Here is a 21,442-nt window from a genome sequence, read left to right on the forward strand (position 1 = left end):
CACGTCTCTCCTACGCCTGGGCCGATACGCCCATCTTTGGCCAGCGAGGTTTTCCTCCTCTTTAGTATTCACCCATTTGCCAGAATTTGCAGCACAAGGTGGAAAACCTGCTGCGGACTGCAAAGACCTCGGATTCAATACCTCGGAAGGACGCAAAAAACCTCGGATTCAGTACTCCTTCCGAGGTATTGAATCCGAGGTTCGGGTGGAGGTTTGGGCAGGGCCTGCGCGGCAGTATGTCCGCCATGACATAACAGCCTCTCGACGTAAGCCGGATCACACTGCATGATGTTCATTATGAACCTGTCTGACAGCTGGACACCTAGACAGCAGGTGGTCTCCCGCACCAGTGCTGCCGAGGAAGTCTTCAACACAATTCGCAAAGGAATTCACAGTGGCGAAATCCCACTAGGAACCAAACTCAGCTCCGAAGCCACTTTGGCAGCCTCTTTTGGAGTTAGCCGCTCGGTTATCCGCGAGGCCTTGCGCTCCACCGCCACCTTGGGGCTTACCAAGACCGAAACCGGGCGTGGAACTTTTGTCATTTCCGCTCATCCCACCAATGACCTCATGCTGGGCACCTACACTGCGGTTGATCTTTATGAGGCCCGTCCACATATTGAAATCCCGGCAGCAGGCCTCGCAGCCACCCGTCGCACCTCGGATGACCTGGAACAACTCCAGGGCATCATCGCAGAGATGGAAGCTGAAGATGATCACTTGGCGTGGGTGGAATTGGATACGGAATTCCACGCAGCAATTGCCAAGGCCAGCAAGAACTCCCTTTTTGCACGCATCGTCGGTGATATCCGTGGATCTTTGGCAAGGCAATCGGAAACCGTGAATGTGGTCTCCGGCCGGCGCGAACCCTCCAATAAGGAACACCGCGCCATTGTGGACGCCATCGCCGCTCAAGATAAAGCTGCAGCTGAAGCGGCCATGGCATTCCATCTGCGTGCGGTGCAAGTAGCCGTGGACCATATCCTGGGCAAGGATTCATGAATCCCCAGGTTCTCCCCCGCCACCAGCCATTAGTTGCCCAAACCCGCGGGAATCTCATTGAGTCCATCCACTATGGCTCCGCCATTTTGCTGGCTGCAGATGGCACCGTGGCACAAGCACTAGGCGATCCCGAGGCGCTGTTTTATCCTCGCTCCGCGCTCAAACCACTTTTTGCAGTAGGCATGCTGCGTGCTGGGCTGCAGCTAAACTCTGAACAGCTCGCCCTGGCAGCAGCCAGCCATTCTGGTTCAATCCGCCATCAAGAAGTTGCCCTGAGCATGCTTGTTGACGCTGGCCTCAAAGCCAGTGACCTGCGCAACTCCACAGACCTTCCCTATGGCACAGCAGAACGCGAAGAACACCTGCGCGCCGGTTTTCAGGCCACTCAGCTGGCCCAAAATTGCTCTGGAAAACATGCAGCACTTTTGGCGTTATGCCAGCTCAAAGGCTGGGACACCAAGAATTACCTAGCTCCCGAACATCCCATTTCTCAGCTGTTGCGCGAGACCATCGCCGAACTTTGCTAAACCGAGATAACTGCAGAAAGCACCGATGGCTGTGGCACCCCGGTGTATCCCATCAGTCTCAAAGCCTTGGCCCGCGGATATTCCAAGCTGCAGCAATCCACACCAGGCAGCGCAGAAGCACAGGTAGCCCAGGCCATGTCCGCACATCCTGAGTTGGTGGCGGGTGAAAACCGCGATGTCACCGCACTTATGCGCGCGCTACCCGGCGCGATTGCCAAGGATGGTTTTGAAGGAATCCAAGCAGTAGCTCTCCCCGACGGCCGTGCACTTGCTCTCAAAATCGCAGATGGTGGCGATCGTGCCCGCCTTCCCATCACAATCTCGCTCCTCAGCAACCTCCTCCAATCAGCAACCCCGATGGCCTTGGAATCCCTGCGCACCCTGCCGGTAACGGCTGGCGTGCGGCAGGAAAACGTCGGCAAGCTCTATGCCCTTTAAGGAAAAAATTATGACGACCACCATGAATACCCGCCTGGAACACGATCTCATCGGTGACCGCGAGGTCCCGGCTGAGGCATATTGGGGTGTGCATACGCTGCGCGCGGCGGAGAATTTCCGCATCACCGGCCAGACTTTGGCAGATAATCCGCACCTCATCGTGGCTTTTGCGCGGGTGAAGCAGGCGGCAGCGCGCACTAATCATCAGCTCGGATTGTTGAACGATACCCGCGCCACCGCCATTGACCAGGCTTGCGAGCGCGTGGCCAACGGCGAGTTTAATGATCAGTTCATTCTGGATCCGGTGCAGGGCGGCGCTGGTACCAGCACAAATATGAACGCCAATGAGGTTATTGCCAATGTGGCTCTGGAGATCTTGGGCCATGCCAAGGGCGATTATCAGCACCTGCACCCCAATGACCACGTTAATCTTTCCCAGTCCACCAATGATGCATATCCCACCGCGGTGAAGATCGCCACGTGTTTTGCCGCCCGGCCGCTGCTGGCGGCCATGGGGGAGCTAGAAGATGCTTGTCGACGAAAAGCTGTGGAATTTCGCAGTGTGGTCAAAATGGGAAGAACCCAATTGCAAGATGCAGTGCCCATGACCGTTGGCCAAGAATTTGAAGGCTGGGCGGTAACCCTGCGCGAAGATCATGATCGTCTTTCCGAATCCTTGCAGCTAGTAACCGAAATCAACCTTGGTGCCACCGCCATTGGTACCGGTCTGAATGCTCCCGTGGGATACACCGAAGCCGTCTGTTCCCACCTTGCGCAGCTCACCGGATTACCGCTGAGCACCAGCCCCAACCTGGTGGAAGCAACCAGCGACGTCGGATCCTTTGTGCATCTCTCCGGTGTGCTCAAGCGCGTGGCCATCAAACTTTCCAAAATCTGCAATGATTTGCGATTGCTATCTTCTGGCCCGCGAGCTGGCCTAAATGATATTCAGCTGCCTGCCGTGCAATCCGGATCCTCGATTATGCCCGGCAAGGTCAACCCTGTTATCCCCGAGGTAGTTAACCAAATTGCCTATCAAGTAGTGGGTTATGACGCCACCGTCACCATGGCCGCTGAGGGCGGACAGCTCCAACTCAACGCCTTCGAACCAGTGATTTTGCATTCCATCGGCTTGTCCATGAAACACCTAACCAATGGTTGCACCACGCTGGCTCAAAAATGTATTTCCGGAATCACGGTTGATGAAGACGCCCTGCGCCGCCAAGTGGAGCAATCCATTGGCCTGGTCACCGCCTTGAACCCAGTCCTGGGATATGCCCAATCCACCATGATTGCCATGGAAGCGCTGCATTCTGGCCGCGGTGTTGCCGAGCTCGTGCTCGAATGCAAACTCCTCACCGCCACCGAACTCGCGGAACTCCTGCGCCCCGAGCGCCTCGCCAACCTCCAAAAATAACCTAGATTGTTGAGAACATCATGACTCAAACACTGCAAGAAACGGCTCTGACCGCCGGTGACAATGACTATCACAAGGGACTAAGCACCCGCCAAGTCAACATGATCGCCATTGGCGGAGCCATCGGCACCGGCCTCTTCATGGGAGCCGGTGGGCGCTTGGAACAAGCCGGCCCCGGCATCGTCATTAGCTACGCTATCTGTGGCGTCATTGCCTTCCTCATCCTCCGCGCGCTTGGCGAGCTCGTCATGTACCGCCCAAGCTCTGGATCCTTTGTTTCCTATGCTCGTGAGTTTTATGGCGAAAAAGCTGCCTTCGCCACCGGTTGGCTCTACTGGCTGAACTGGTCTATGGCCGCCATTGTGGACATCACCGCAACTGCCCTCTACATGAACTTCTTTGGCCGCTACCTGCCATGGATTTCCGCAGTACCACAGTGGATCTGGGCTCTTGCAGCACTGATCTTGGTGCTGGGCATGAACATGATCTCAGTGAAGGTCTTTGGTGAACTCGAGTTCTGGTTCGCTTTGATCAAGGTCATCGCCCTTTCCGCATTCCTGGTTGTGGGTTGCTATTTTGTCATCTTCGGCACTCCAATCGAAGGCCATGACACTGGTTGGTCACTCATTCAAGACAACGGCGGACTACTGCCAAATGGTGTCTTACCGGTGTTGGTGCTGATGCAGGGTGTGGTCTTTGCCTACGCTTCTATTGAGCTGCTTGGCACTGCTGCTGGCGAGGTAGAAAACCCAGAGAAGGTTATGCCAAAAGCGATCAACACCGTGATTGTGCGAATCGCAATCTTCTACGTTGGTTCTTTGGTACTACTCTCTATGCTGCTTCCATATACCGCATACCATGCAGGTGAAAGCCCCTTTGTTACCTTCTTCAGTGCCATCGGCATTCCGGGGATGGACGTGGTGATGAACCTCGTAGTGCTCACCGCCGCTATGTCTTCCCTCAACGCTGGTCTCTACTCCACCGGCCGTATTCTGCGCAGCATGTCACTGAATGGTTCCGCACCAAAGTTCGCTGGCCGCATCAGCGCCTCTGGTGTTCCCTATGGTGGAATTGTCATCACTGCGGTTATCGCAGCAGCCGGTGTTGGCCTTAATGCTTTGGTTCCTGCGCAGGCCTTTGAGATTGTGCTCAACTTTGCAGCAAGCGGCATTATCGCGTCCTGGGGCATGATCGTGTTGTGCCACATCGCACTGGTACGAAAGTCCAAGCGTGGCGAACTCACCCGCCCCAGCTTCCAAATGCCCTTTGCTCCCTATTCCAGCTGGGCGGTGCTCATTGCGCTGGTTCTCATCGTGGTACTCATGGCCTTTGATAGCCCTGTTGGTACCTGGACGGTGGCTGGCATTGCCGTGATCATTCCACTGCTGGTTACCGGTTGGTACGCCTGCCGTGGCCGTATCAATGAAATAGCGCAAGCTCGCGCAGCAGGAAAGTTTGTAGAAGATATCTCCTTAATCTAGAACACCAAAACTAAAATGACCTTGCACTCATACGAAAGAGTTCAAGGTCATTTTTTATTATTGGGGTTGTCTTAGAACAGACCCACAAGTTGATTGATACAGAGATATAAGAATGCAGCAGAAATAATTGCCATAAAGGTATTGCTCAACCAGCCATTACGCCACTCTTTGGGAGTGCGGTCAGTATTAAGCAAAATAAGCAAGGTTAATCCCAAGAAAGGCATAAAGAGTGCACCGAGCACACCGTAGGTAATGATCAACCCCGTAGGTTTGCCCAACAGCAGCAAAAGCATGGGAGGGAAGGTCAGCCAGATGAGATAAACCCGGTAGTACTTTCCACCAGAGCGAGTATCAGGATGATCAGCTGGCAGCTTCTTGAGGTGGCCTACATAGTCAGCAAACATCAAGGACACACCATTCCACACACCCAGGACTGAAGAAACCGCTGCAGCCAAGAACCCCACCAAGAATACTTTGGACATCACGAGCCCATAACGATCCTCCAGCACATAGGCCATATCAACGAGACCTTGGTCATTATCAGCAACAGCGAGGTTTGCGGTATAAAGCATCTCCGCACCAAGGATCAGCATGGCAATAACGAAGACGCCGGTGATGGCATAAGCCACGTTGTTATCGAGGCGCATAACCTTCATCCACTTTGGTGAATACCAGCCCTTTTCACGCAGCCAGTATCCATAAGCAGCCAAGGTAATGGTGCCACCCACTCCGCCAGCAATGGACAACACGTAGACAAATGATCCATCTGGAACGGTAGGCACCAAGCCTTTAAGAATTTCCGGGATATTTGGAACTGAGAGAATTGCAATCCCCACTACGGTCACAAACATCACGCCAACCAGTACCGCGATTAGGTTCTCAAAGATCTGGTAACGACCCAACCACATCAGCCCGAAACACAGCAGGCCAGTAAGTACGGCCCACATCGTAAGGCTGGTACCGGGGAAAAGAGCGGCCATCGCAAGTCCCGCGCCCGACATTCCGGCGGCTCCATAAACCAAGCCCCAAATCACAATGTAGGGAGCAAAATACCAGGAGGTCCACTTACCAAGCTGGCTCCACCCATGAAAAATAGTATTTCCAGTGGCAAGTGTGTACCTACCAGCACCTTCTACCAAAACGATTTTCATGAGAGTTCCGGCAATGACCGCCCACAACAAGGCGTATCCATAACGTTGGCCGGCAATCATCGTTGCCACCATGTCTGCTGCCCCAACAGCAGTTGCGGCAGCTACTAAGCCTGGTCCAACTAAAGTCCATTTAATTTTTTCTGGAGAATCTTCTTGCACTTTTTCTGAGACCAAGGTTTAACCTTTCGACGGGAAGTTTTCTTAAGGAACACTGAGAGCCTAAGACAGCGCACTTATAGATGTTCGCTTATAAGAAAAGTTCCCCTCAATCAGGTGTGCCTAATTTATTCCTCCCAACTACGCACCTTGCGCAACAATAAACGGCTCTTACGCTGGGAAGCGCCTAACTTTTTGCTCATGAGCGTCAGCACCTTAATGGCATCGTTAATGTGGGGCCCCTTGTTGAGCATGACGCATTCGGCACGCAGTGCCATGGCAGCATCCGTGATTTCAGCGCGGGAGGGCAGACCGTTCTTGGCCATATTTTCCAGCACCTGAGTAGCTAGAATTGTTGGCACGTGAGCTGCTTCCGCCATGGACATAATCAACTGTGGGACTTCAGCCATGCGCTCAAAGCCCAGCTCAACAGCCAGGTCACCGCGGGCGATCATGATGCCAAAGTTCTCGTGCCTCATACCTGCGAGCAGCACGTGCGCCAGATTTTCATAACCTGGGATGGTCTCAATTTTTAAGACCAGACCCAGCCGTGCCGCATCAGAGGGCTCTGCAACTTCACGCAGGGTTTTAAGCACATATTCCACATCGGCAACATCGCGGATAAAGGAAATGGCTGCGATATCTGCGTGAGCTGCCACAAATTTGAGGTGTCGAACATCTTCTTCAGTCAGGCTTGGCAGTGGCAACTTGGAATCTGGCAGGTTAATGCCCTTATATGCGGCAAGGTTTACACCTTGGGGACGGGCGCGGGTGACTTCTAGCTCAACATCCGCAATGCCATCGGCATCCTTTTTGGATACGCACACTGCAGCGATGGAGCCATCATCAAAAAGCACACGGTGGCCTACTTCAATGGCGCCCACAGCCTGGGGCAAAGTGCAGCTAATGCGCGGTATAGCATCGGGGTTGGCATGCGGATCATAAGTTACTTCCTCAGAGGTAAGCACCAGACGGTCACCCACTTTGAGGTTAATACGCTGTGCACCTGCAGGAATGCCATAAACCCGAGAACGTTCATAATCGTGTTCCAAAAGGGTGCCGTTGGCGATATAGGCCTTTTGCTGACCTTCGGCGAGCAAGCCGTCGTCGAAAAGCTCCGTTACGGTGAAGGAGCGGCGCGAGCCGCGCGTGTCATGCAAGTTAATAACACTGCCCACCTGCAGTTTTTCATACCAGGCTGGATCAACCTGGAAGGCAAGCGCAGGGCGGCCGGGCAGACCGGCTGGCGGCTGGCTGACGGTAGGGGCTGGGGTGATCCAGAGTTTGGCGGTGGTCAGCACGGTGCCGATTTCATCGCGGGTGACGCGCGCCGCGCCAACTTCAGGGCCCGGCGCGATGGCTCCGGTACGTACCTTTGGGCCAGCGAGATCCATATTGATGCGGATCTCGCGGCCCTCTTCGGCAGCCACCGTTCGGACATTATCAATCATCTGCTGCCACATGGTTTCATCATCATGGGCACAGTTGATACGGGCGAGATCCATGCCGCTCTCCGCGAAGCCGCGGACCAGGTTGATGTCAGTGGCCGCTCCCGTGGGGAGGGTGACCATAATGCAAGAAGGAGTGTCCGGCAACGGAGCGCCAAGCAGGATCTCTGCATGCTCATCGAGGATTTCATCGGCGTCCTCAAAAGCGTGGACAACCTCTGCAGGCATATACAGCGGACCTTCACCTGCAAATGCGCCAATGACATTGCGAGCTGCTTTGAGTCGCGCCTGCACGGCTGGCTCGGTGGTAGTTAAGCGGGTAGCGCCCACTGCTGCTAACTTTTGTTGCAATCCGCGCAGGTCACGACTACGCAGATGGGCATAGTGCATGAGGTTGCGAGCACCCACAAAGTGCGTGGGGGACACCTTGGAAATCTCATCCCGGTGCGCCTCAGTTACCTCATCTAATTCAAGGATCAAAGCATCCAGCTCTTCTTTGATCTCCTGCAAAATAGCCTGATCAAACTGATTCATGTGCGCTCCTTTAAAGCCACTTTTAAAAACCACTTGAAAAACCACAGTTAAGAGCCAAAGATTTTTGCCCCTGACTGCGAAACTTTTTCAAGCAAAGTAGGCCGGGAATTCTCCGACCTGCCTAGCACCTCCCCGGGCGTTCCCTCAAACAGGACCACCCGGGAAGTTTTCTAAGCAGGGCTTCTTAGCAGGGCTTCTTTAAATCTCACCCATATTTTGCACCCAAAAAGCAGATCCGGCAGCGCAACTAGGACAACATCACACCTGCGCAGAGATTTAGCTGAAAATCTGTTCCTGAATAGCACGCAAAGTATTAGCGGAGTGCTTGAAGCGCTCCATCTCATGCTCGCTGATTTCCAGTTCTACCACGCGGCGAATACCACGGCGGTTAATGATGGCCGGGGTACCAATATAAATGTCTTCTTCCCCATATTCGCCATTGAGCAGCGCAGATACGGGAAGCGCCACGTCTTGGTTTTGGATAACCGCGCGGGTGATACGCGCCAAGCCCATGCCAATGCCATAAGAGGTTGAGCCCTTGGCATCGATGATGTGATAGGCAGCGTCGCGAGTATCTTCAAAGACTTTTTCCAAGCGGCCATCTAGCTCTGGATCCTTTTCCAAAAGCTTGCGCAGGGAAACACCGGCGATGGTGGCGGAAGAAAGCACTGGGAGTTCGGTATCGCCATGCTCGCCAATAATGTAGGAGTGAATGGAGCTTGGCGCTACCTCATAAAGCTCGCCCAGCATATAGCGGAAACGTGCGGAGTCCAAGACGGTGCCCGAGCCGATTACGCGGTGCCAGTCCAAGCCGGAGAACTTCCATACTGCATAAGTGAGGATGTCTACGGGGTTGCTGGCTACCAGGAAAATTCCATCAAAGCCGGCGGCCATGACCTCGCCAACAATAGACTTCATGATCTTGACGTTTTTATCCACCAGCTGCAGGCGAGTTTCGCCTGGCCTTTGGGCTGCACCTGCGCAAATAACCACCATGGCAGCGTCTTCGCAGTCTGCGTAGGTTCCCTTGGTTACGCGAGTACGGGATTCCGACCACACCACACCGTGGTTTAGGTCCATGACATTGCCTTCGAGCTTCTTTTCATCAATGTCAATGATGGCTAGGTGATCGCAGGTTCCTTGGTTAATCAGCGCATAAGCATAAGCAACTCCGACATCACCTGCACCAATGAGAACGATCTTATTTCCGACGGTCTTTTTCATATCTAGCCCAATTCCTAACTTGCCTTGGCCGGGCAGGCTCAGAGTTTCTGTGGAGCTTATGCCCGGAAATCTTCTTACATGTTCAATTATGCCCGCTTTAGGCACGAAAAGCAGTCCGAACGGACATTTCTTCAGGGTTGAAAACATCACATATTTTCCCCGACTTTTAAGCCACCATCGGACTAAAATATTTGCACTGTAGGCCATCAAAACTTCTGACATCATGCAAAGTATGGTTTCGCTCTCTAGACTAGCGTCACTGCTGCGCACCTGCCTGGCCTCGGCGAAAACCCCCGGACACCCGCACCACATTCAGCCCGACAAGCAGCCAAGCAGCTCACTAAAAAGGCCCTACTTTTTGGTTTGCGCCTCAGCGCCGAGCTCATCCCAGGCGTGCGTATGTCCCCCAGTCATCACAAAATCCTGCCAGCCAATATGGGCGCTGGATTCCTGGGAGCAGAAATAGCAACGTGGTGGGCTCTATCCCCCTCACTTTTGCCCCGGCCGTGGTGGGTGCAGGCCTCCAATTTGGCAGTATTGCAAACAGTTGGCCATGCAGCTGCGACCGCGATTCACTCACTACTCCCCCATCCCCGGCGTGGCCCTTTAAAGCAGTTGAACCGCGGTTTTTACACAGCGTCTCATATCCTCATCGGCACCACCACCGCAGTGACCATCGCTGTCGGCTTAAAGCGTCAAAATACGCAGAACCAATTATTGGGCGTCTGCAAAGTCGGCTTACCCAAAACTGCAGTCGCCATTGCTTTGGGCACTGCTGGTTATGCATCTGCGCTGGTTGCCGGTGAAGTCCTGCAAAACGCCACCGACCACACCCATACGCTGGCTCTCAAATTTTTGCCGCCCTGGGTGCGCTGGTTGAGCTGGCCCCTGTCCATTGCAGCCCTTAGCGCGGTGCCAATATTGCTCAGTAATCGCGTCTTCCTTCAAAGAACTCTCAACAAAGCTGCGCGCCAAGCCGAATACCTCAATCAGCTAATTTTCCCAGGCACCGCGCAACCTTGGGAACCAGAACGCTCGGGCAGCCCCTGGTCCTACGAAAGCTGGAGTGCGGTCGGTTCCCAGGGACGCGCTGTATTATCAGGCGGACCGCGGCGACGCGATATTGCCAGCACCATGGGCTTGCCCCTCACAGAGGTTCATGAACCCATCCGCATTTTCACAGGTCAGGTCCCCGGTCACACGCGCGCAGAACAAATCCGACTCATCATCGCCGAATTACACCGCACCGGTGCCCTGAACTGGTACAAAAACAATGACGCTCCCATTAACGCAGCCCGTTTGCTTATCGACGCCGTCCGCGCCGAGCTGGCACAGCTACCCACCGGGGCGGGCGCGCCCCGGTTGTATCTGGTGGGTGAGTCCCTTGGGGCCTATGGAACTGCGGCGGCATATGGGCACGTCGAAAAGCTTTTGGAGGTGGCTGACGGCTTCCTTTTATCTGGCACCCCGCGGTGTTCGACGGCCATTCAAGAATTTTCAAATAAGCGCGATGCGGGATCCTCGCAGCGTATGCCGGTTTTTGAGGGCGGACGCCAGATTCGATTTGTGGCAATGCCAGAGCATTTGCAAATGGCGCGCGAGTGGGAATTTCCGCGCATGATTATTGCCCAGCATGCCTCCGATCCCATTGCGTGGTGGGATTTATCGCTTTTTGTGAGGCGTCCGGAATGGCTGAAACACCCAGCTCACGACCATGTCGATGTGTTTCCGCGACTGCGCTGGCTGCCTTTTGTGACCGGCTGGCAGATCGCGTTGGATTTAGCCAGCTCGGTAGCGGTTCCCGGTGGTCACGGCCATAATTACCACGCAGAATTTATCGATTATTGGGCAGCGCTATTGGGTGATGTGGAGGTTAGTGCGCAGCAACGCGCCAACATTATAAATTGGATCCGCCGGAACTCGATTAAGCGCTAATCTGAGAAACCATGACCCACGCGATAATTTTTGACCTCGATGGCACCCTTGTTGATCACCAGTCTGCAGCTCAAGCTGCTTTGGAAGTATGGTCACCTACCTTGGGTATTGAGCCCGATTTTCCGCTGTGGGTGGAACTGGATAAATGGGGTTTTGGCCGTTTTGAAAGAGGCGAAACCACCCAAATGGGACAGCGCCGCGACCGCATCAAGGCTTATACCAAGCGAGAGCTTAGCGACGACGAATGTGATGAAATCTATGCCGGATATTTGCGCGCTTATGAGCAGAATTGGACTGCATATCCCGATGCTGAAGCTGCATTATCAAAGGCTATAGCGACCGGTTCCCCGGTGGGGATTTTGACCAATGGTGCTCAGGCTATGCAACAAGACAAACTTGATCGGACTGGTTTAGCCCGACCAGAGCTCGTTATGTTGGCTGCCAGCACCTTGGATTCCGCAAAGCCCCGGCCCGAAATGTATAGCCGCGCTTTGGAATACCTCAACGCCACCTCGGCCACCATCATTGGCGACGACTGGATCAATGACGTAGAAAAACCGCGCGAGTTGGGCTGGACGGCAGTCTATATTGACCGCAGCGGTACCGATCCACGCGCAGATATTCAGTCTTTGGATGAGCTGGCTTTCTAGGAAGTCAACGATGGAAAACTCATTGTTTTTAGTCCTTCACGTGGGGCACCTCAAAGAGGTGTATCGCCATTTTTAATTAGGATTAATTTTTGAGGCCGGTATCTTGGCCGACTCAAACGCATTTTCATTGTGCAATCTTAAGGAGAAATACATGAAAATTGGTGTCGTACTAGGAAGCATCCGCGAAGGCCGTTTTGGTCAGGGCGTTGCCGAATGGGTTATGGATCAGCTCGCAACCCGCAACGATGAGGGTGTTGAGTATGAACTCATCGACCTCAAGTCTTTTAATGTTCCTTTGCTGGAGAGCGCTGTAGTCCCAGGTGCTGCCAACAAGCAGTACGACGATGAGAATGCCACCAAGTGGTCCCAGGCAATTGATGCTTGCGACGCTTTCATTTTCATCACCGCTGAGTACAACCACGGTGTTCCCGGTGCTTTCAAGAATGCTTTTGACGTTCTTGGTTCCGAGTGGTTCAACAAGCCAGTTGGCTTCGTTTCCTATGGTGCAGCTGAAGGCATCCGTGCAGTTGAGCAGTGGCGTCAGATTATTGCTAACTTCAACATGTTTAACGTGCGTGCACAGGTCAGCTTCTCCATCTTTAATGAAGCTAATGAGAGCGGTTTCGCCCCTAACGAGCGTCGCGCTGGCGAATTTGCTGGTGTTGTTAAGTCCCTCCTGCAGGCACTGAATAAGTAGTGCTCATGTCATACTGGGTGATGTGAAAGCACATGAAATCGTGATGGACTGGGTCACCGCGGAACTTCAAAGCGGTCGGCTCAGCATCGGCGATCACTTGCCCAGCGAGCGCACTCTTGCAGAAACACTCGGGGTTTCCCGCAGCTCTTTGCGGGAAGCCCTACGTGTGCTGGAAGCGCTTGGCACCATTACTAGCAGCACAGGTTCCGGGCCGCGTTCCGGAACAATTATTAATGCTGCCCCCAGCCAAGCGCTTTCATTGTCGCTGACCCTGCAATTGGCTACTAGCCAAGTTGGGCACGGCGATGTTTATGAAACCAGGCAGCTTTTAGAAGGCTGGTCAATGCAGCATTCCGTGCCCGCCCAGGGGGATTGGGAGCAGGCCGAAACGCTTCTCGACGCGATGGATGATCGTGGTCTTCCTCTCGAAGAGTTTTTAAGAATGGACGCAGAATTTCATATCGTGCTCTCCAAGTCTGCTTCCAATCGGCTTATTAGTACGTTGATGGATGCACTTCGAACTTCTGTTGCAGAACACACCGTGGCCCGCGCCCGTGCATTACCCAATTGGCCAGACACTGCTGCGCGTCTGCAACAAGAACACCGTGCTATTTTGGCAGCTCTTAAGGCTGGTGACCGCACGCTCGCAACGTCTTTAAACCAGCAGCATATTGCTGGTTATTATGAAGAAACCGCCGGGGCGCTTGCATCATGACTAAAACTCTCTGGGCTACCAGTGATTTACATGTCACCTTCAAGGAAAATCAGGCCACCGTCGATAAGTTAAATCCTAAAGCCCCTGGTGATTGGCTCATTGTGGCAGGGGATGTGGCAGAACGTATTCCTGATGTCGTGCGCACCATGGGGCAATTGGTCCAGCGTTTTCACACCGTTATTTGGGTGCCGGGAAATCACGAACTTTTTAATCGCAGCACCGATCGCATTAATGGCAAAGCTCGTTATCGATCCCTCGTGGGCCAGCTAAGAGCTTTGGGAGTTATTACTCCGGAAGATCCTTTTCCCACCTTCGGTAGCGTGACGATCTGCCCGCTTTTTACGCTTTATGATTACTCTTTCCGGCCAGTTGGTTTAAGTGCAAAGCAGGCGGTTGCACAAGCAAAGGTCAAGCTAGATGATGAGCTCTCCATTGCTCCCTATGTGGATATTCAGCAATGGTGTGCTGAGCGCTTGGACTATTCCAGGACCAGACTTAATGAGGTAAAGGGGCCAAAAATTTTGGTCAATCACTGGCCTCTTGTTATTGAGCCAACCCATCGCTTAATTAATCGCGATATTGCATTGTGGTGTGGCACCACTGCTACCCGCGATTGGACGCTGAAATACAACGCACTTATGGCGATTCACGGACATTTACACATTCCTGCGGAAACCCGAGTTGATGGGATTAGCCATGTGGAAGTCTCATTGGGCTACCCCTTTGAAAAGCACCCTCCTCATGTGCAACGGCCGTGGCCTTTCCCGGTGATGGAAATTTCTTAATTTTTTTAGCCCGGCGCGGGAGCTTTCCCAGTGGGCATTTTGGGGGTGCAGTTAAAAATCGGCTTGGGAACTGAAAACCTTGACTGCTCGACTATTAATCCATGACCAGTTCAATTCAAGATTCCCCGGCACATTCCGCGCCTGCGCCAGCAAAGCAGTCCGGCCTGTGGAGCGCCACCGCTATAGTGCACCGCTTGCACACCATTGCCGGTATTTTTGTGGCACCATTGCTGCTCATCGCAGCTTTTAGTGGTTTCCTCTACGCACTTTCTCCAACGCTGGAAAATGTGGTTTACCGAGATGTTCTCACCGCAGATTCCGGTTTACCAGCACAACCCCTCGCAGAACAAATTGCGCGCGCAGAAGCAGTACATCCAGATTTGGAATTTAGCGCGGTGCAGGTTTCTAATGACCCCACCGCCACTACCCGCGTGTTATTCAACGATCCTTCTTTGCTGAGCTCCAGCTATCGCCAAGCAGTATTTGTTGATCCGGGCTCCCTGGAAGTCACTGGTGAACTGGTGCAGTACGGTTCTTCCCGAGCATTGCCGCTGCGTGCGTGGATCTCTGAAGGCCACCGTCGCTTATGGTTGGGTGAACCAGGCCGGATCTATTCCGAAACTGCAGCATCTTGGCTGGGAATTCTAAGCTTGGCCGGCGCCTGGATGTGGTGGGTGCAAAGGAAAAAGAGGGCGGGAACCTCCCAACGTGCGCGCACCAAGAAGCTGCACTCCACCTTGGGAATGTGGCTGCTTCCTGGCTTTCTATTCCTCACGGTTACCGGACTTACTTGGTCAATGGTTGCCGGAACCAACCTGGGCGAACTGCGCACCAACTTGTCCTGGGTTGAACCAAAACCCGATGTCACACTCAGTGCTACTGCTCACAATATGGAGAGCATGGCCAATATGAGTGCCCACCAGCATCATATGAATAGTGCCACTTGGACTGGCGTTGATACCACCCAGGCCGACGAAGTAGTGTCCGCAGCGCGCCAAGCAGGACTAACTGCCCTGCTCGATGTTAATGCGCCTGCCAATGCCAATAGCGCATGGATAATAAAAGAGGGCCGTGAATCATGAAAATTGGCCAATGATGCAGTAGCCGTTGATGGCAACACTGGAGAGATCGTGAGTACCGTGAATTTCTCTGATTGGCCATTGGCTGCCAAACTCACTGCCTGGCTCATTCAACTTCATATGGGCACTCTATTTGGACTGCTCAACCAGCTTGTTTTGGCATTCATTGCGCTTGGATTGGTGGGCATGATTGTGCTGGGTTATCTCATGTGGTGGCGCCGCGGAAAGTCCGGCCAACCAGGGCGCCTGCCAGCTGCTGGCCAGTGGCACAAAGCCTCTCCTCTTGCTTTGGCGGCAGTCGGAGTTTTCATGGTGGCCTATGCGGTCATGGCTCCACTTTTTGGCATGAGCTTGATCATATTTGTGGTGCTTGATGCAATTTTCCAACAATTGAGCTCAGGCAAGCAGCGCAAGAAGATAGCTAACCCCTAATCCCGCAGCCCCCACCAGTGAACTATTGCCACTGAGCGGGGGTTTTCTGTGAACTGCCAATATATTCACCCCCACTCATCACCCCTATCACCTCCGCCTCATTGACTTTAAAAGGTGACGCGCCTTACATTCTTGTGGTCAGGCCACATGGTCTGGCCACACGGCCGGCGACCACACCGCCAACCCTGCATCGAGATGAGGTCACTTTGACAACCACAACCCCCACCGGGGCCCTTGGGTCTACGGACACTCCCAAGCTCAACAAGCGTGTCTTGCTGGGCAGCTTGAGCGGTAGCGTTATCGAATGGTTCGACTTTTTGGTGTACGGAACCGTCGCCGCCTTGGTGTTCAACAAGATGTATTTCCCCAATGACAATGAATTTGTCTCCACCATCTTGGCCTATGCCTCATTTTCCTTAACTTTCTTCTTCCGCCCACTCGGTGGTGTTATCTTCGCTCACATCGGCGACCGCATCGGACGTAAGAAGACACTATTTATCACCCTCATGCTCATGGGCGGTGGCACCGTAGCAATCGGCCTATTGCCGGACTACAACGCCATCGGAATCTGGGCCCCAATCTTGCTGATGTTCCTGCGCATTTTGCAGGGAATCGGTATCGGCGGCGAATGGGGCGGCGCCCTACTTCTGGCCTATGAATACGCACCAAAGAAGCAGCGCGGACTCTACGGCGCTGTTCCACAAATGGGTATTTCACTCGGCATGCTGCTGGCAGCCGGCGCAATTTCGGCACTGACTCTCATGCCAGAAGAGGACTTCCTCACCTGGGGTTGGCGCATTCCATTCATCGGTTCCATTGTCTTGGTCTTTATTGGCCTAGCCATTCGAAATGGACTCGATGAAACCCCAGAGTTCAAGCGCATTCGTGAATCCGGCAACCAGGTAAAGCTGCCCATCAAGGAAGTTGTCACCAAGTACTGGCCAGCAGTGTTGGTTTCCATTGGTGCAAAGGCAGCAGAGACCGGACCGTTTTATATCTTCGGAACCTATGTTGTTGCTTATGCCACCAACTTCCTGGGTATCCGCTCAAACTTGGTACTCCTGGCAGTTGCTTGCGCAGCATTGGTCGCAACCATTTGGATGCCACTGTTTGGCGCTTTCTCTGACCGTGTTAATCGCGCAGCGCTTTACCGCGCTTCCGCAATTGCCACCATCATTTGCATCGTTCCTTATTACCTGATCCTCAACACTGGTCACGTGTGGGCCTTGTTCCTCACCACCGTCGTGGGATTCGGCATTCTCTGGGGCAGTGTGAACGCCATCTTGGGAACTGTGATCGCAGAAAACTTCGCTCCTGAGGTGCGCTATACCGGTGCATCCCTGGGTTATCAGCTGGGCGCTGCTATTTTCGGCGGCACCGCACCCATCATCGCAGCGTGGATGTTTGAAGCTTCCGGTGGTCAGTGGTGGCCAATCGCGCTGTATGTCACTGGTTGCTGCTTGATTTCTGTCATTGCTTCATTTTTCATCAAGCGCGTAGCTCATCAAGAGAACTAGCCTTAATTTATAACGTCTCAAAGATCTAGAAAGGACCACACCATGGTTCAGCGTCAGCTCCCTCACCCCATTGAGCTTTTAGAATTGATGAAGTTCAAAAAGCCAGAACTTAATGGCAAAAAGCGTCGCCTTAGCTCTGCACTCACCATTTATGATTTGCGCAAGATTGCTAAAAGGCGCACCCCAGCAGCTGCTTTTGATTACACCGATGGTGCAGCTGAAGGTGAAATTTCCATCAAGCGAGCTCGCGAAGCTTTTGAAAATATTGAATTCCACCCAGATATTTTGAAGCCCGCCACCAACGTCGATACCTCCACCCAAATCCTGGGCGGACCATCGGCACTGCCTTTTGCTATCGCACCAACTGGCTTTACTCGCCTCATGCAAACCGAGGGTGAAATCGCAGGTGCGGGTGCTGCAGGTGCAGCCGGTATTCCTTTCACCTTATCCACCTTGGGCACCACCTCTATTGAGGATGTTAAAGCCACCAATCCTAATGGTCGCAACTGGTTCCAGCTCTACGTTATGCGTGAGCGTGAAATCTCCTATGGCCTTGTAGAACGTGCTGCCGCTGCAGGTTTTGATACCTTGATGTTCACCGTGGACACCCCAGTTGCCGGCTACCGCATCCGCGATTCCCGCAATGGTTTCTCCATCCCGCCACAGCTGACCCCGGGCACTGTGCTTAATGCGATTCCGCGTCCTTGGTGGTGGATCGATTTCCTCACCACCCCAACCTTGGAATTCGCCTCTCTCTCCACCACCGGCGGCACCGTAGGCGAGTTGCTCAACAACGCCATGGATCCCACCATTTCCTTCGAGGATCTCAAGATTATCCGTGAGATGTGGCCCGGTAAGTTGGTTGTTAAAGGTGTGCAAAATGTCCCCGACGCAGTAAAGCTTATCGACGAAGGCGTCGATGGCCTCATCCTCTCCAACCACGGTGGACGTCAGTTGGATAGGGCTCCGGTTCCATTCCAGCTGCTGCCACAGATACGTCGCGAGGTTGGCGCAGATCCCACCATCATGATTGATACCGGCATTATGAATGGTGCCGATATTGTGGCTTCCATCGCCATGGGCGCGGACTTCACCCTCATTGGCCGTGCATATCTTTATGGTCTGATGGCTGGCGGTCGCGCTGGTGTGGATCGCACCATCGAGATCCTGCGTTCGGAGATCACCCGCACCATGGCACTTTTGGGAGTTTCCAGCATCGAGGAGCTGGAACCCCGCCACGTCACCCAGCTGACCAAATTGGTTCCGGTTTCGCAGAATGTTAAAAACTTAAGCGATCTGGTCTAAAGGCATGCGGGTTTGCGTCGAAAAGCGCTCTTTTAAAACAGCCACTCCGCGGCTGCCACAATGAGTGCTGCGGTGCCGCGATCCAAGGTGGGCTGCAGGTCAGGCACAAATTCCGGGCTATGATTGCCCGGCGCGTTAGCCTGATCTGCAAAACCGCCCAAGCCCCAGAAAGTATAGGGCGTGCCAAAAGCGTCGGGGATAATAGAAAAATCCTCCGAGGCCGGCACCGGCGCCAACTCCACCGAATCCGCCCCAAAAAACTCATCAAATGCCGCCCGCACCCGCAGGGTGGCATTTTCATTGTTGTCGGTCAGCGGAAATTGGTCATAATAACGGAACTCCGGCGGTTGCGGGCAACGTGCAGCCTCACATTCCTTAATAACAATGCGCTCAATCGCTTCATGCAGCTGAGCTGCAACTTCTTTGGTAAACGCGCGGGTATTAAGCTGCAGCACAGCAGTTTCGGGAATGATATTGGACTTGGTGCCAGCGTGGAAACTACCCACCGAAATCACCGCGGTCTCAAAAGGCGGCACCTCGCGGGACACCACCGTTTGCAAACGCGAAATAATAGAGGCACCAAGCACAATCGGATCCACACTCAAATGTGGCATGGACCCGTGGCTGCCTTTACCAAAAAGCGTGACCTCAATCGAGGACGCCTCAGACATCACCGCGCCAACGCGCGTGCCCACCGCCCCACCGGGCAAGCTGGCCAGCACATGCTGACCTAGGTAGACATCAGGCTTAGGGAGCTTGTCGACGATTCCCTGCTCGACCAGCAATTGGGCGCCAGCGGCAATTTCCTCAGCCGGTTGAAAAACCGCCATAAAGGTGCCCGACCACGCTGCGCGCTGCTGCATGAGGGCCTGGGTGGCACCCAACAGTGCCGTGATATGAAAATCATGGCCACAGGAGTGCGCCACTGGAGTCTCTTTACCTGTGGTTTTATCAATCTGGGTTGCCCCGGTAGCTGCATATTCCTTATCAGAACGCTCCGCCACCGGTAGCGCATCAATATCACCGCGCGCAGCCACCACTGGACCTTCGCCATTTTCAATCAACGCCACCACGCCAGTGTCACCCAGGCGATAGATGGTGCTCACCCCATAGGATTTCAGCTCTTGCTCAATGCGATCTGCTGTTTCAAATTCCTGCAAAGACAATTCCGGATGCTGGTGGAAGTGCTTATAAAGCGCTTCGCGGTAGTCCCGATTGTTATCAAGTTCGGCTAAAACAGCTTCAAGCTGGGGGTGGCCCATGGGTGGTCTCCTCGGACTAAAGTGGGCGGATCTTAGTGCCCAAAATAGCCGTTTTAGCCCTGCTGTGCATCCACTCCACAAGGAATACCTGTTGAGTGATGAGGGCAATAGCCATCTGGATTTTTGTCCAGGTACTGCTGGTGGTAATCCTCAGCCAGGTAGTAATCCTCCGGTTTAATAACAGCGATCTCCGTAGTAATCGCACCAAAACCGTGCTGCTTTAGGGTCTCTCCATAAGCGTCTACCACCTTGCGAACCTGCTCTGCCTCAGCTTCAGTTTCGGTGTAATAGGCCGAGCGATACTGGGTGCCCACGTCATTGCCCTGGCGGAAACCTTGGGTGGGATCATGTGCTTCTAGACCACGTGCAACCAACTGCTCTAGGGAGATTTTGGCTGGGTCATAAACAACTTCCACAATCTCAGTGTGGCCAGTTCTACCTGAACAGACCTCGCGATAAGTGGGGTTTGGAGTATAACCGCCGGCGTAACCAACGGAGGTGGACTCAACACCCTCCATCTTCCAGTACATTTGCTCGACACCCCAGAAACAGCCCAAGCCGATCCAAATGCGCTTTTGGCCTTCTTTCCACGGACCAGTAACAGGGGTTCCTAAAACGGTATGCGGTTGGGGATCTTCCAAGACTGGATGACGTCCACCTTTAAGCGCTTCTTCGGGGGAGACCATCACTGGTTCTGGAGCAAAAAACCATGCCATTGCGTGGTGTTCCTTTCAGCTTTTAATTGTTCTTTTAATGGTTCTTAGGTGCGACTCTACTCCCCCTTATAACACCGCTGATCAGCCAAATATTTCCTACAGATTCAGGTATTGACGGGTACTCCACTTAGTTTTGGGTGCGATAAATAGGAATTCTTAACAAGTTGTTGCATTATCAACAAAAAGGCCTATCATTGTAAATATCGTTTCCGAGCAATGAGAAAAGATCTCAGTGGATAGCCTTTTGAACTGGTCTTCTGAAGATTATCCAAAAGATGTATATGCTCGGTGCCGTACCCTACGAAAGGAAACACACATGGCTGTTTATGAACTTCCAGAACTTGATTACGCATACGACGCTCTCGAGCCACACATCGCTGCAGAGATCATGGAGCTTCACCACTCCAAGCACCACGCAACCTACGTTGCTGGCGCTAACGCTGCACTCGAGGCTCTAGAGAAGGCACGTGAAGAGGGCACCAACCCTGATCAGATCCGTGCACTTTCCAAGAACCTTGCCTTTAACCTTGGTGGACACACCAACCACTCCATCTTCTGGAAGAACCTTTCCCCTAATGGTGGTGGCGAGCCTACCGGTGAGCTAGCTGAGGCTATCAACCGCGACTTCGGTTCTTTTGCTAAGTTCCAGGATCACTTCAACTCCGCAGCTCTCGGCCTTCAGGGTTCCGGCTGGGCAGTTCTTGGTTACGATCACATCGCAGGTCGCCTCGTTATCGAGCAGCTTACCGATCAGCAGGGCAATATCTCCGCTGACCTGACCCCACTGCTTATGCTCGATATGTGGGAGCACGCTTTCTACCTGCAGTACAAGAACGTTAAGGCTGATTACGTCAAGGCTGTTTGGAACGTCTTCAACTGGGATGACGTTGCAGAGCGTTTCGCTGCTGCTTCCAAGTAAGCAACTTCCCTTGAAGCTCCTTTAGAGCTTGGGGAAATACTTAAGCCACTGC

18 protein-coding genes and 1 pseudogene are annotated in these 21,442 nt (G+C 53.4%); 14 read left to right on the forward strand and 5 right to left on the reverse strand.

The genetic code is table 11. The features are described 5' to 3' along the window. Nucleotides 1–285 precede the first annotated feature (285 nt). The 4 genes and pseudogenes from H924_RS12355 to H924_RS12370 all read left to right on the forward strand — a co-directional run bounded on the left by H924_RS12355 (nucleotide 286) and on the right by H924_RS12370 (nucleotide 4,865). On the forward strand, nucleotides 286–1,002 hold the full coding sequence (locus H924_RS12355; RefSeq protein ID WP_015652300.1) for a FadR/GntR family transcriptional regulator: 717 nt from the start codon (nucleotides 286–288) through the stop codon (nucleotides 1,000–1,002). Continuing rightward, a pseudogene (locus tag H924_RS12360) lies at nucleotides 999–1,967 on the forward strand (asparaginase). The gene H924_RS12355 and the pseudogene H924_RS12360 overlap by 4 nt, the downstream one beginning before the upstream one ends. Before the next feature lie 10 nt (nucleotides 1,968–1,977). Continuing rightward, complete coding sequence (locus H924_RS12365; RefSeq protein WP_029702957.1) at nucleotides 1,978–3,384, forward strand: aspartate ammonia-lyase; 1,407 nt, start codon at nucleotides 1,978–1,980, stop codon at nucleotides 3,382–3,384. Between the two features lie 20 nt (nucleotides 3,385–3,404). Next, nucleotides 3,405–4,865, forward strand: a complete 1,461-nt coding sequence (locus tag H924_RS12370; RefSeq protein WP_015652302.1) for an amino acid permease — start codon at nucleotides 3,405–3,407, stop codon at nucleotides 4,863–4,865. 71 nt (nucleotides 4,866–4,936) lie between these two features. Here the strand turns inward: H924_RS12370 and H924_RS12375 are convergent, their stop codons facing one another. The 3 genes from H924_RS12375 to H924_RS12385 form a co-directional block, all read right to left on the reverse strand. Then, complete coding sequence (locus H924_RS12375; protein WP_015652303.1) at nucleotides 4,937–6,190, reverse strand: Nramp family divalent metal transporter; 1,254 nt, start codon at nucleotides 6,188–6,190, stop codon at nucleotides 4,937–4,939. A gap of 110 nt (nucleotides 6,191–6,300) precedes the next feature. Next, nucleotides 6,301–8,154 (reverse strand): pyruvate kinase, encoded by a 1,854-nt coding sequence (locus H924_RS12380; RefSeq protein WP_015652304.1) that lies wholly within the window; start codon nucleotides 8,152–8,154, stop codon nucleotides 6,301–6,303. Nucleotides 8,155–8,430: 276 nt separating this feature from the next. Beyond that, entirely contained in the window at nucleotides 8,431–9,378 is a 948-nt protein-coding gene (locus tag H924_RS12385; protein ID WP_015652305.1) for an L-lactate dehydrogenase, read from the reverse strand. 399 nt (nucleotides 9,379–9,777) lie between these two features. Between H924_RS12385 and H924_RS12390 the strand changes: the two genes are divergently transcribed. The 9 genes from H924_RS12390 (at nucleotide 9,778) to H924_RS12425 (ending at nucleotide 18,493) form a co-directional block, all read left to right on the forward strand. Next, entirely contained in the window at nucleotides 9,778–11,313 is a 1,536-nt protein-coding gene (locus H924_RS12390; protein ID WP_245533875.1) for an alpha/beta-hydrolase family protein, read from the forward strand. Nucleotides 11,314–11,324: 11 nt separating this feature from the next. Continuing rightward, nucleotides 11,325–11,963 carry an HAD family hydrolase gene (locus tag H924_RS12395; RefSeq protein ID WP_015652307.1) on the forward strand — a complete coding sequence of 213 codons (639 nt, stop codon included), beginning with the start codon at nucleotides 11,325–11,327 and terminating at the stop codon, nucleotides 11,961–11,963. Nucleotides 11,964–12,114: 151 nt separating this feature from the next. Continuing rightward, on the forward strand, nucleotides 12,115–12,660 hold the full coding sequence (locus H924_RS12400) for an NADPH-dependent FMN reductase (RefSeq protein ID WP_015652308.1): 546 nt from the start codon (nucleotides 12,115–12,117) through the stop codon (nucleotides 12,658–12,660). 22 nt (nucleotides 12,661–12,682) lie between these two features. After that, entirely contained in the window at nucleotides 12,683–13,375 is a 693-nt protein-coding gene (locus tag H924_RS12405; protein WP_015652309.1) for a FadR/GntR family transcriptional regulator, read from the forward strand. Next, on the forward strand, nucleotides 13,372–14,160 hold the full coding sequence (locus tag H924_RS12410) for a metallophosphoesterase family protein (RefSeq protein ID WP_015652310.1): 789 nt from the start codon (nucleotides 13,372–13,374) through the stop codon (nucleotides 14,158–14,160). The genes H924_RS12405 and H924_RS12410 overlap by 4 nt, the downstream gene beginning before the upstream one ends. A gap of 101 nt (nucleotides 14,161–14,261) precedes the next feature. After that, the gene (locus H924_RS12415; RefSeq protein ID WP_015652311.1) at nucleotides 14,262–15,242 is read left to right on the forward strand and encodes a PepSY-associated TM helix domain-containing protein; all 981 of its coding nucleotides are present in this window, start codon (nucleotides 14,262–14,264) and stop codon (nucleotides 15,240–15,242) included. Between the two features lie 3 nt (nucleotides 15,243–15,245). After that, the gene (locus tag H924_RS14270; protein WP_015652312.1) at nucleotides 15,246–15,671 is read left to right on the forward strand and encodes a PepSY domain-containing protein; all 426 of its coding nucleotides are present in this window, start codon (nucleotides 15,246–15,248) and stop codon (nucleotides 15,669–15,671) included. A gap of 206 nt (nucleotides 15,672–15,877) precedes the next feature. Continuing rightward, nucleotides 15,878–17,188, forward strand: coding sequence for an MFS transporter (locus tag H924_RS12420; RefSeq protein ID WP_155861967.1), 1,311 nt, complete (start codon nucleotides 15,878–15,880; stop codon nucleotides 17,186–17,188). A gap of 42 nt (nucleotides 17,189–17,230) precedes the next feature. After that, entirely contained in the window at nucleotides 17,231–18,493 is a 1,263-nt protein-coding gene (locus H924_RS12425) for an alpha-hydroxy acid oxidase (RefSeq protein WP_015652314.1), read from the forward strand. A 32-nt stretch (nucleotides 18,494–18,525) separates the two neighbouring features. Here H924_RS12425 and H924_RS12430 read toward each other — a convergent pair whose 3' ends face one another. After that, nucleotides 18,526–19,755: an amidohydrolase gene (locus H924_RS12430; protein WP_015652315.1), complete on the reverse strand. Its 1,230-nt coding sequence runs from the start codon at nucleotides 19,753–19,755 to the stop codon at nucleotides 18,526–18,528. Nucleotides 19,756–19,808: 53 nt separating this feature from the next. Beyond that, nucleotides 19,809–20,471 carry a peptide-methionine (S)-S-oxide reductase MsrA gene (msrA, locus tag H924_RS12435; RefSeq protein WP_015652316.1) on the reverse strand — a complete coding sequence of 221 codons (663 nt, stop codon included), beginning with the start codon at nucleotides 20,469–20,471 and terminating at the stop codon, nucleotides 19,809–19,811. A 316-nt stretch (nucleotides 20,472–20,787) separates the two neighbouring features. On the opposite strand from msrA, the gene H924_RS12440 reads away from it, so the two are divergent. Beyond that, a complete protein-coding gene (locus tag H924_RS12440; RefSeq protein ID WP_015652317.1) occupies nucleotides 20,788–21,390 on the forward strand; it encodes a superoxide dismutase in 603 nt (200 codons plus the stop codon). Nucleotides 21,391–21,442 lie beyond the last annotated feature (52 nt).

This window comes from Corynebacterium callunae DSM 20147 (assembly GCF_000344785.1).
In the GTDB taxonomy this organism is placed as follows: domain Bacteria; phylum Actinomycetota; class Actinomycetes; order Mycobacteriales; family Mycobacteriaceae; genus Corynebacterium; species Corynebacterium callunae.

Bases quoted from the DNA above. Each gene is read 5' to 3' on its own strand.
- H924_RS12355 (WP_015652300.1), top strand. From the start codon at position 286: ATGATGTTCATTATGAACCTGTCTGACAGCTGGACACCTAGACAGCAG.
- H924_RS12365 (WP_029702957.1), top strand. From the start codon at position 1,978: ATGACGACCACCATGAATACCCGCCTGGAACACGATCTCATCGGTGAC.
- H924_RS12370 (WP_015652302.1), top strand. From the start codon at position 3,405: ATGACTCAAACACTGCAAGAAACGGCTCTGACCGCCGGTGACAATGAC.
- H924_RS12380 (WP_015652304.1), bottom strand. From the start codon at position 8,154: ATGAATCAGTTTGATCAGGCTATTTTGCAGGAGATCAAAGAAGAGCTG.
- H924_RS12385 (WP_015652305.1), bottom strand. From the start codon at position 9,378: ATGAAAAAGACCGTCGGAAATAAGATCGTTCTCATTGGTGCAGGTGAT.
- H924_RS12390 (WP_245533875.1), top strand. From the start codon at position 9,778: ATGTCCCCCAGTCATCACAAAATCCTGCCAGCCAATATGGGCGCTGGA.
- H924_RS12395 (WP_015652307.1), top strand. From the start codon at position 11,325: ATGACCCACGCGATAATTTTTGACCTCGATGGCACCCTTGTTGATCAC.
- H924_RS12400 (WP_015652308.1), top strand. From the start codon at position 12,115: ATGAAAATTGGTGTCGTACTAGGAAGCATCCGCGAAGGCCGTTTTGGT.
- H924_RS12410 (WP_015652310.1), top strand. From the start codon at position 13,372: ATGACTAAAACTCTCTGGGCTACCAGTGATTTACATGTCACCTTCAAG.
- H924_RS12415 (WP_015652311.1), top strand. From the start codon at position 14,262: ATGACCAGTTCAATTCAAGATTCCCCGGCACATTCCGCGCCTGCGCCA.
- H924_RS12425 (WP_015652314.1), top strand. From the start codon at position 17,231: ATGGTTCAGCGTCAGCTCCCTCACCCCATTGAGCTTTTAGAATTGATG.
- H924_RS12430 (WP_015652315.1), bottom strand. From the start codon at position 19,755: ATGGGCCACCCCCAGCTTGAAGCTGTTTTAGCCGAACTTGATAACAAT.
- msrA (WP_015652316.1), bottom strand. From the start codon at position 20,471: ATGGCATGGTTTTTTGCTCCAGAACCAGTGATGGTCTCCCCCGAAGAA.
- H924_RS12440 (WP_015652317.1), top strand. From the start codon at position 20,788: ATGGCTGTTTATGAACTTCCAGAACTTGATTACGCATACGACGCTCTC.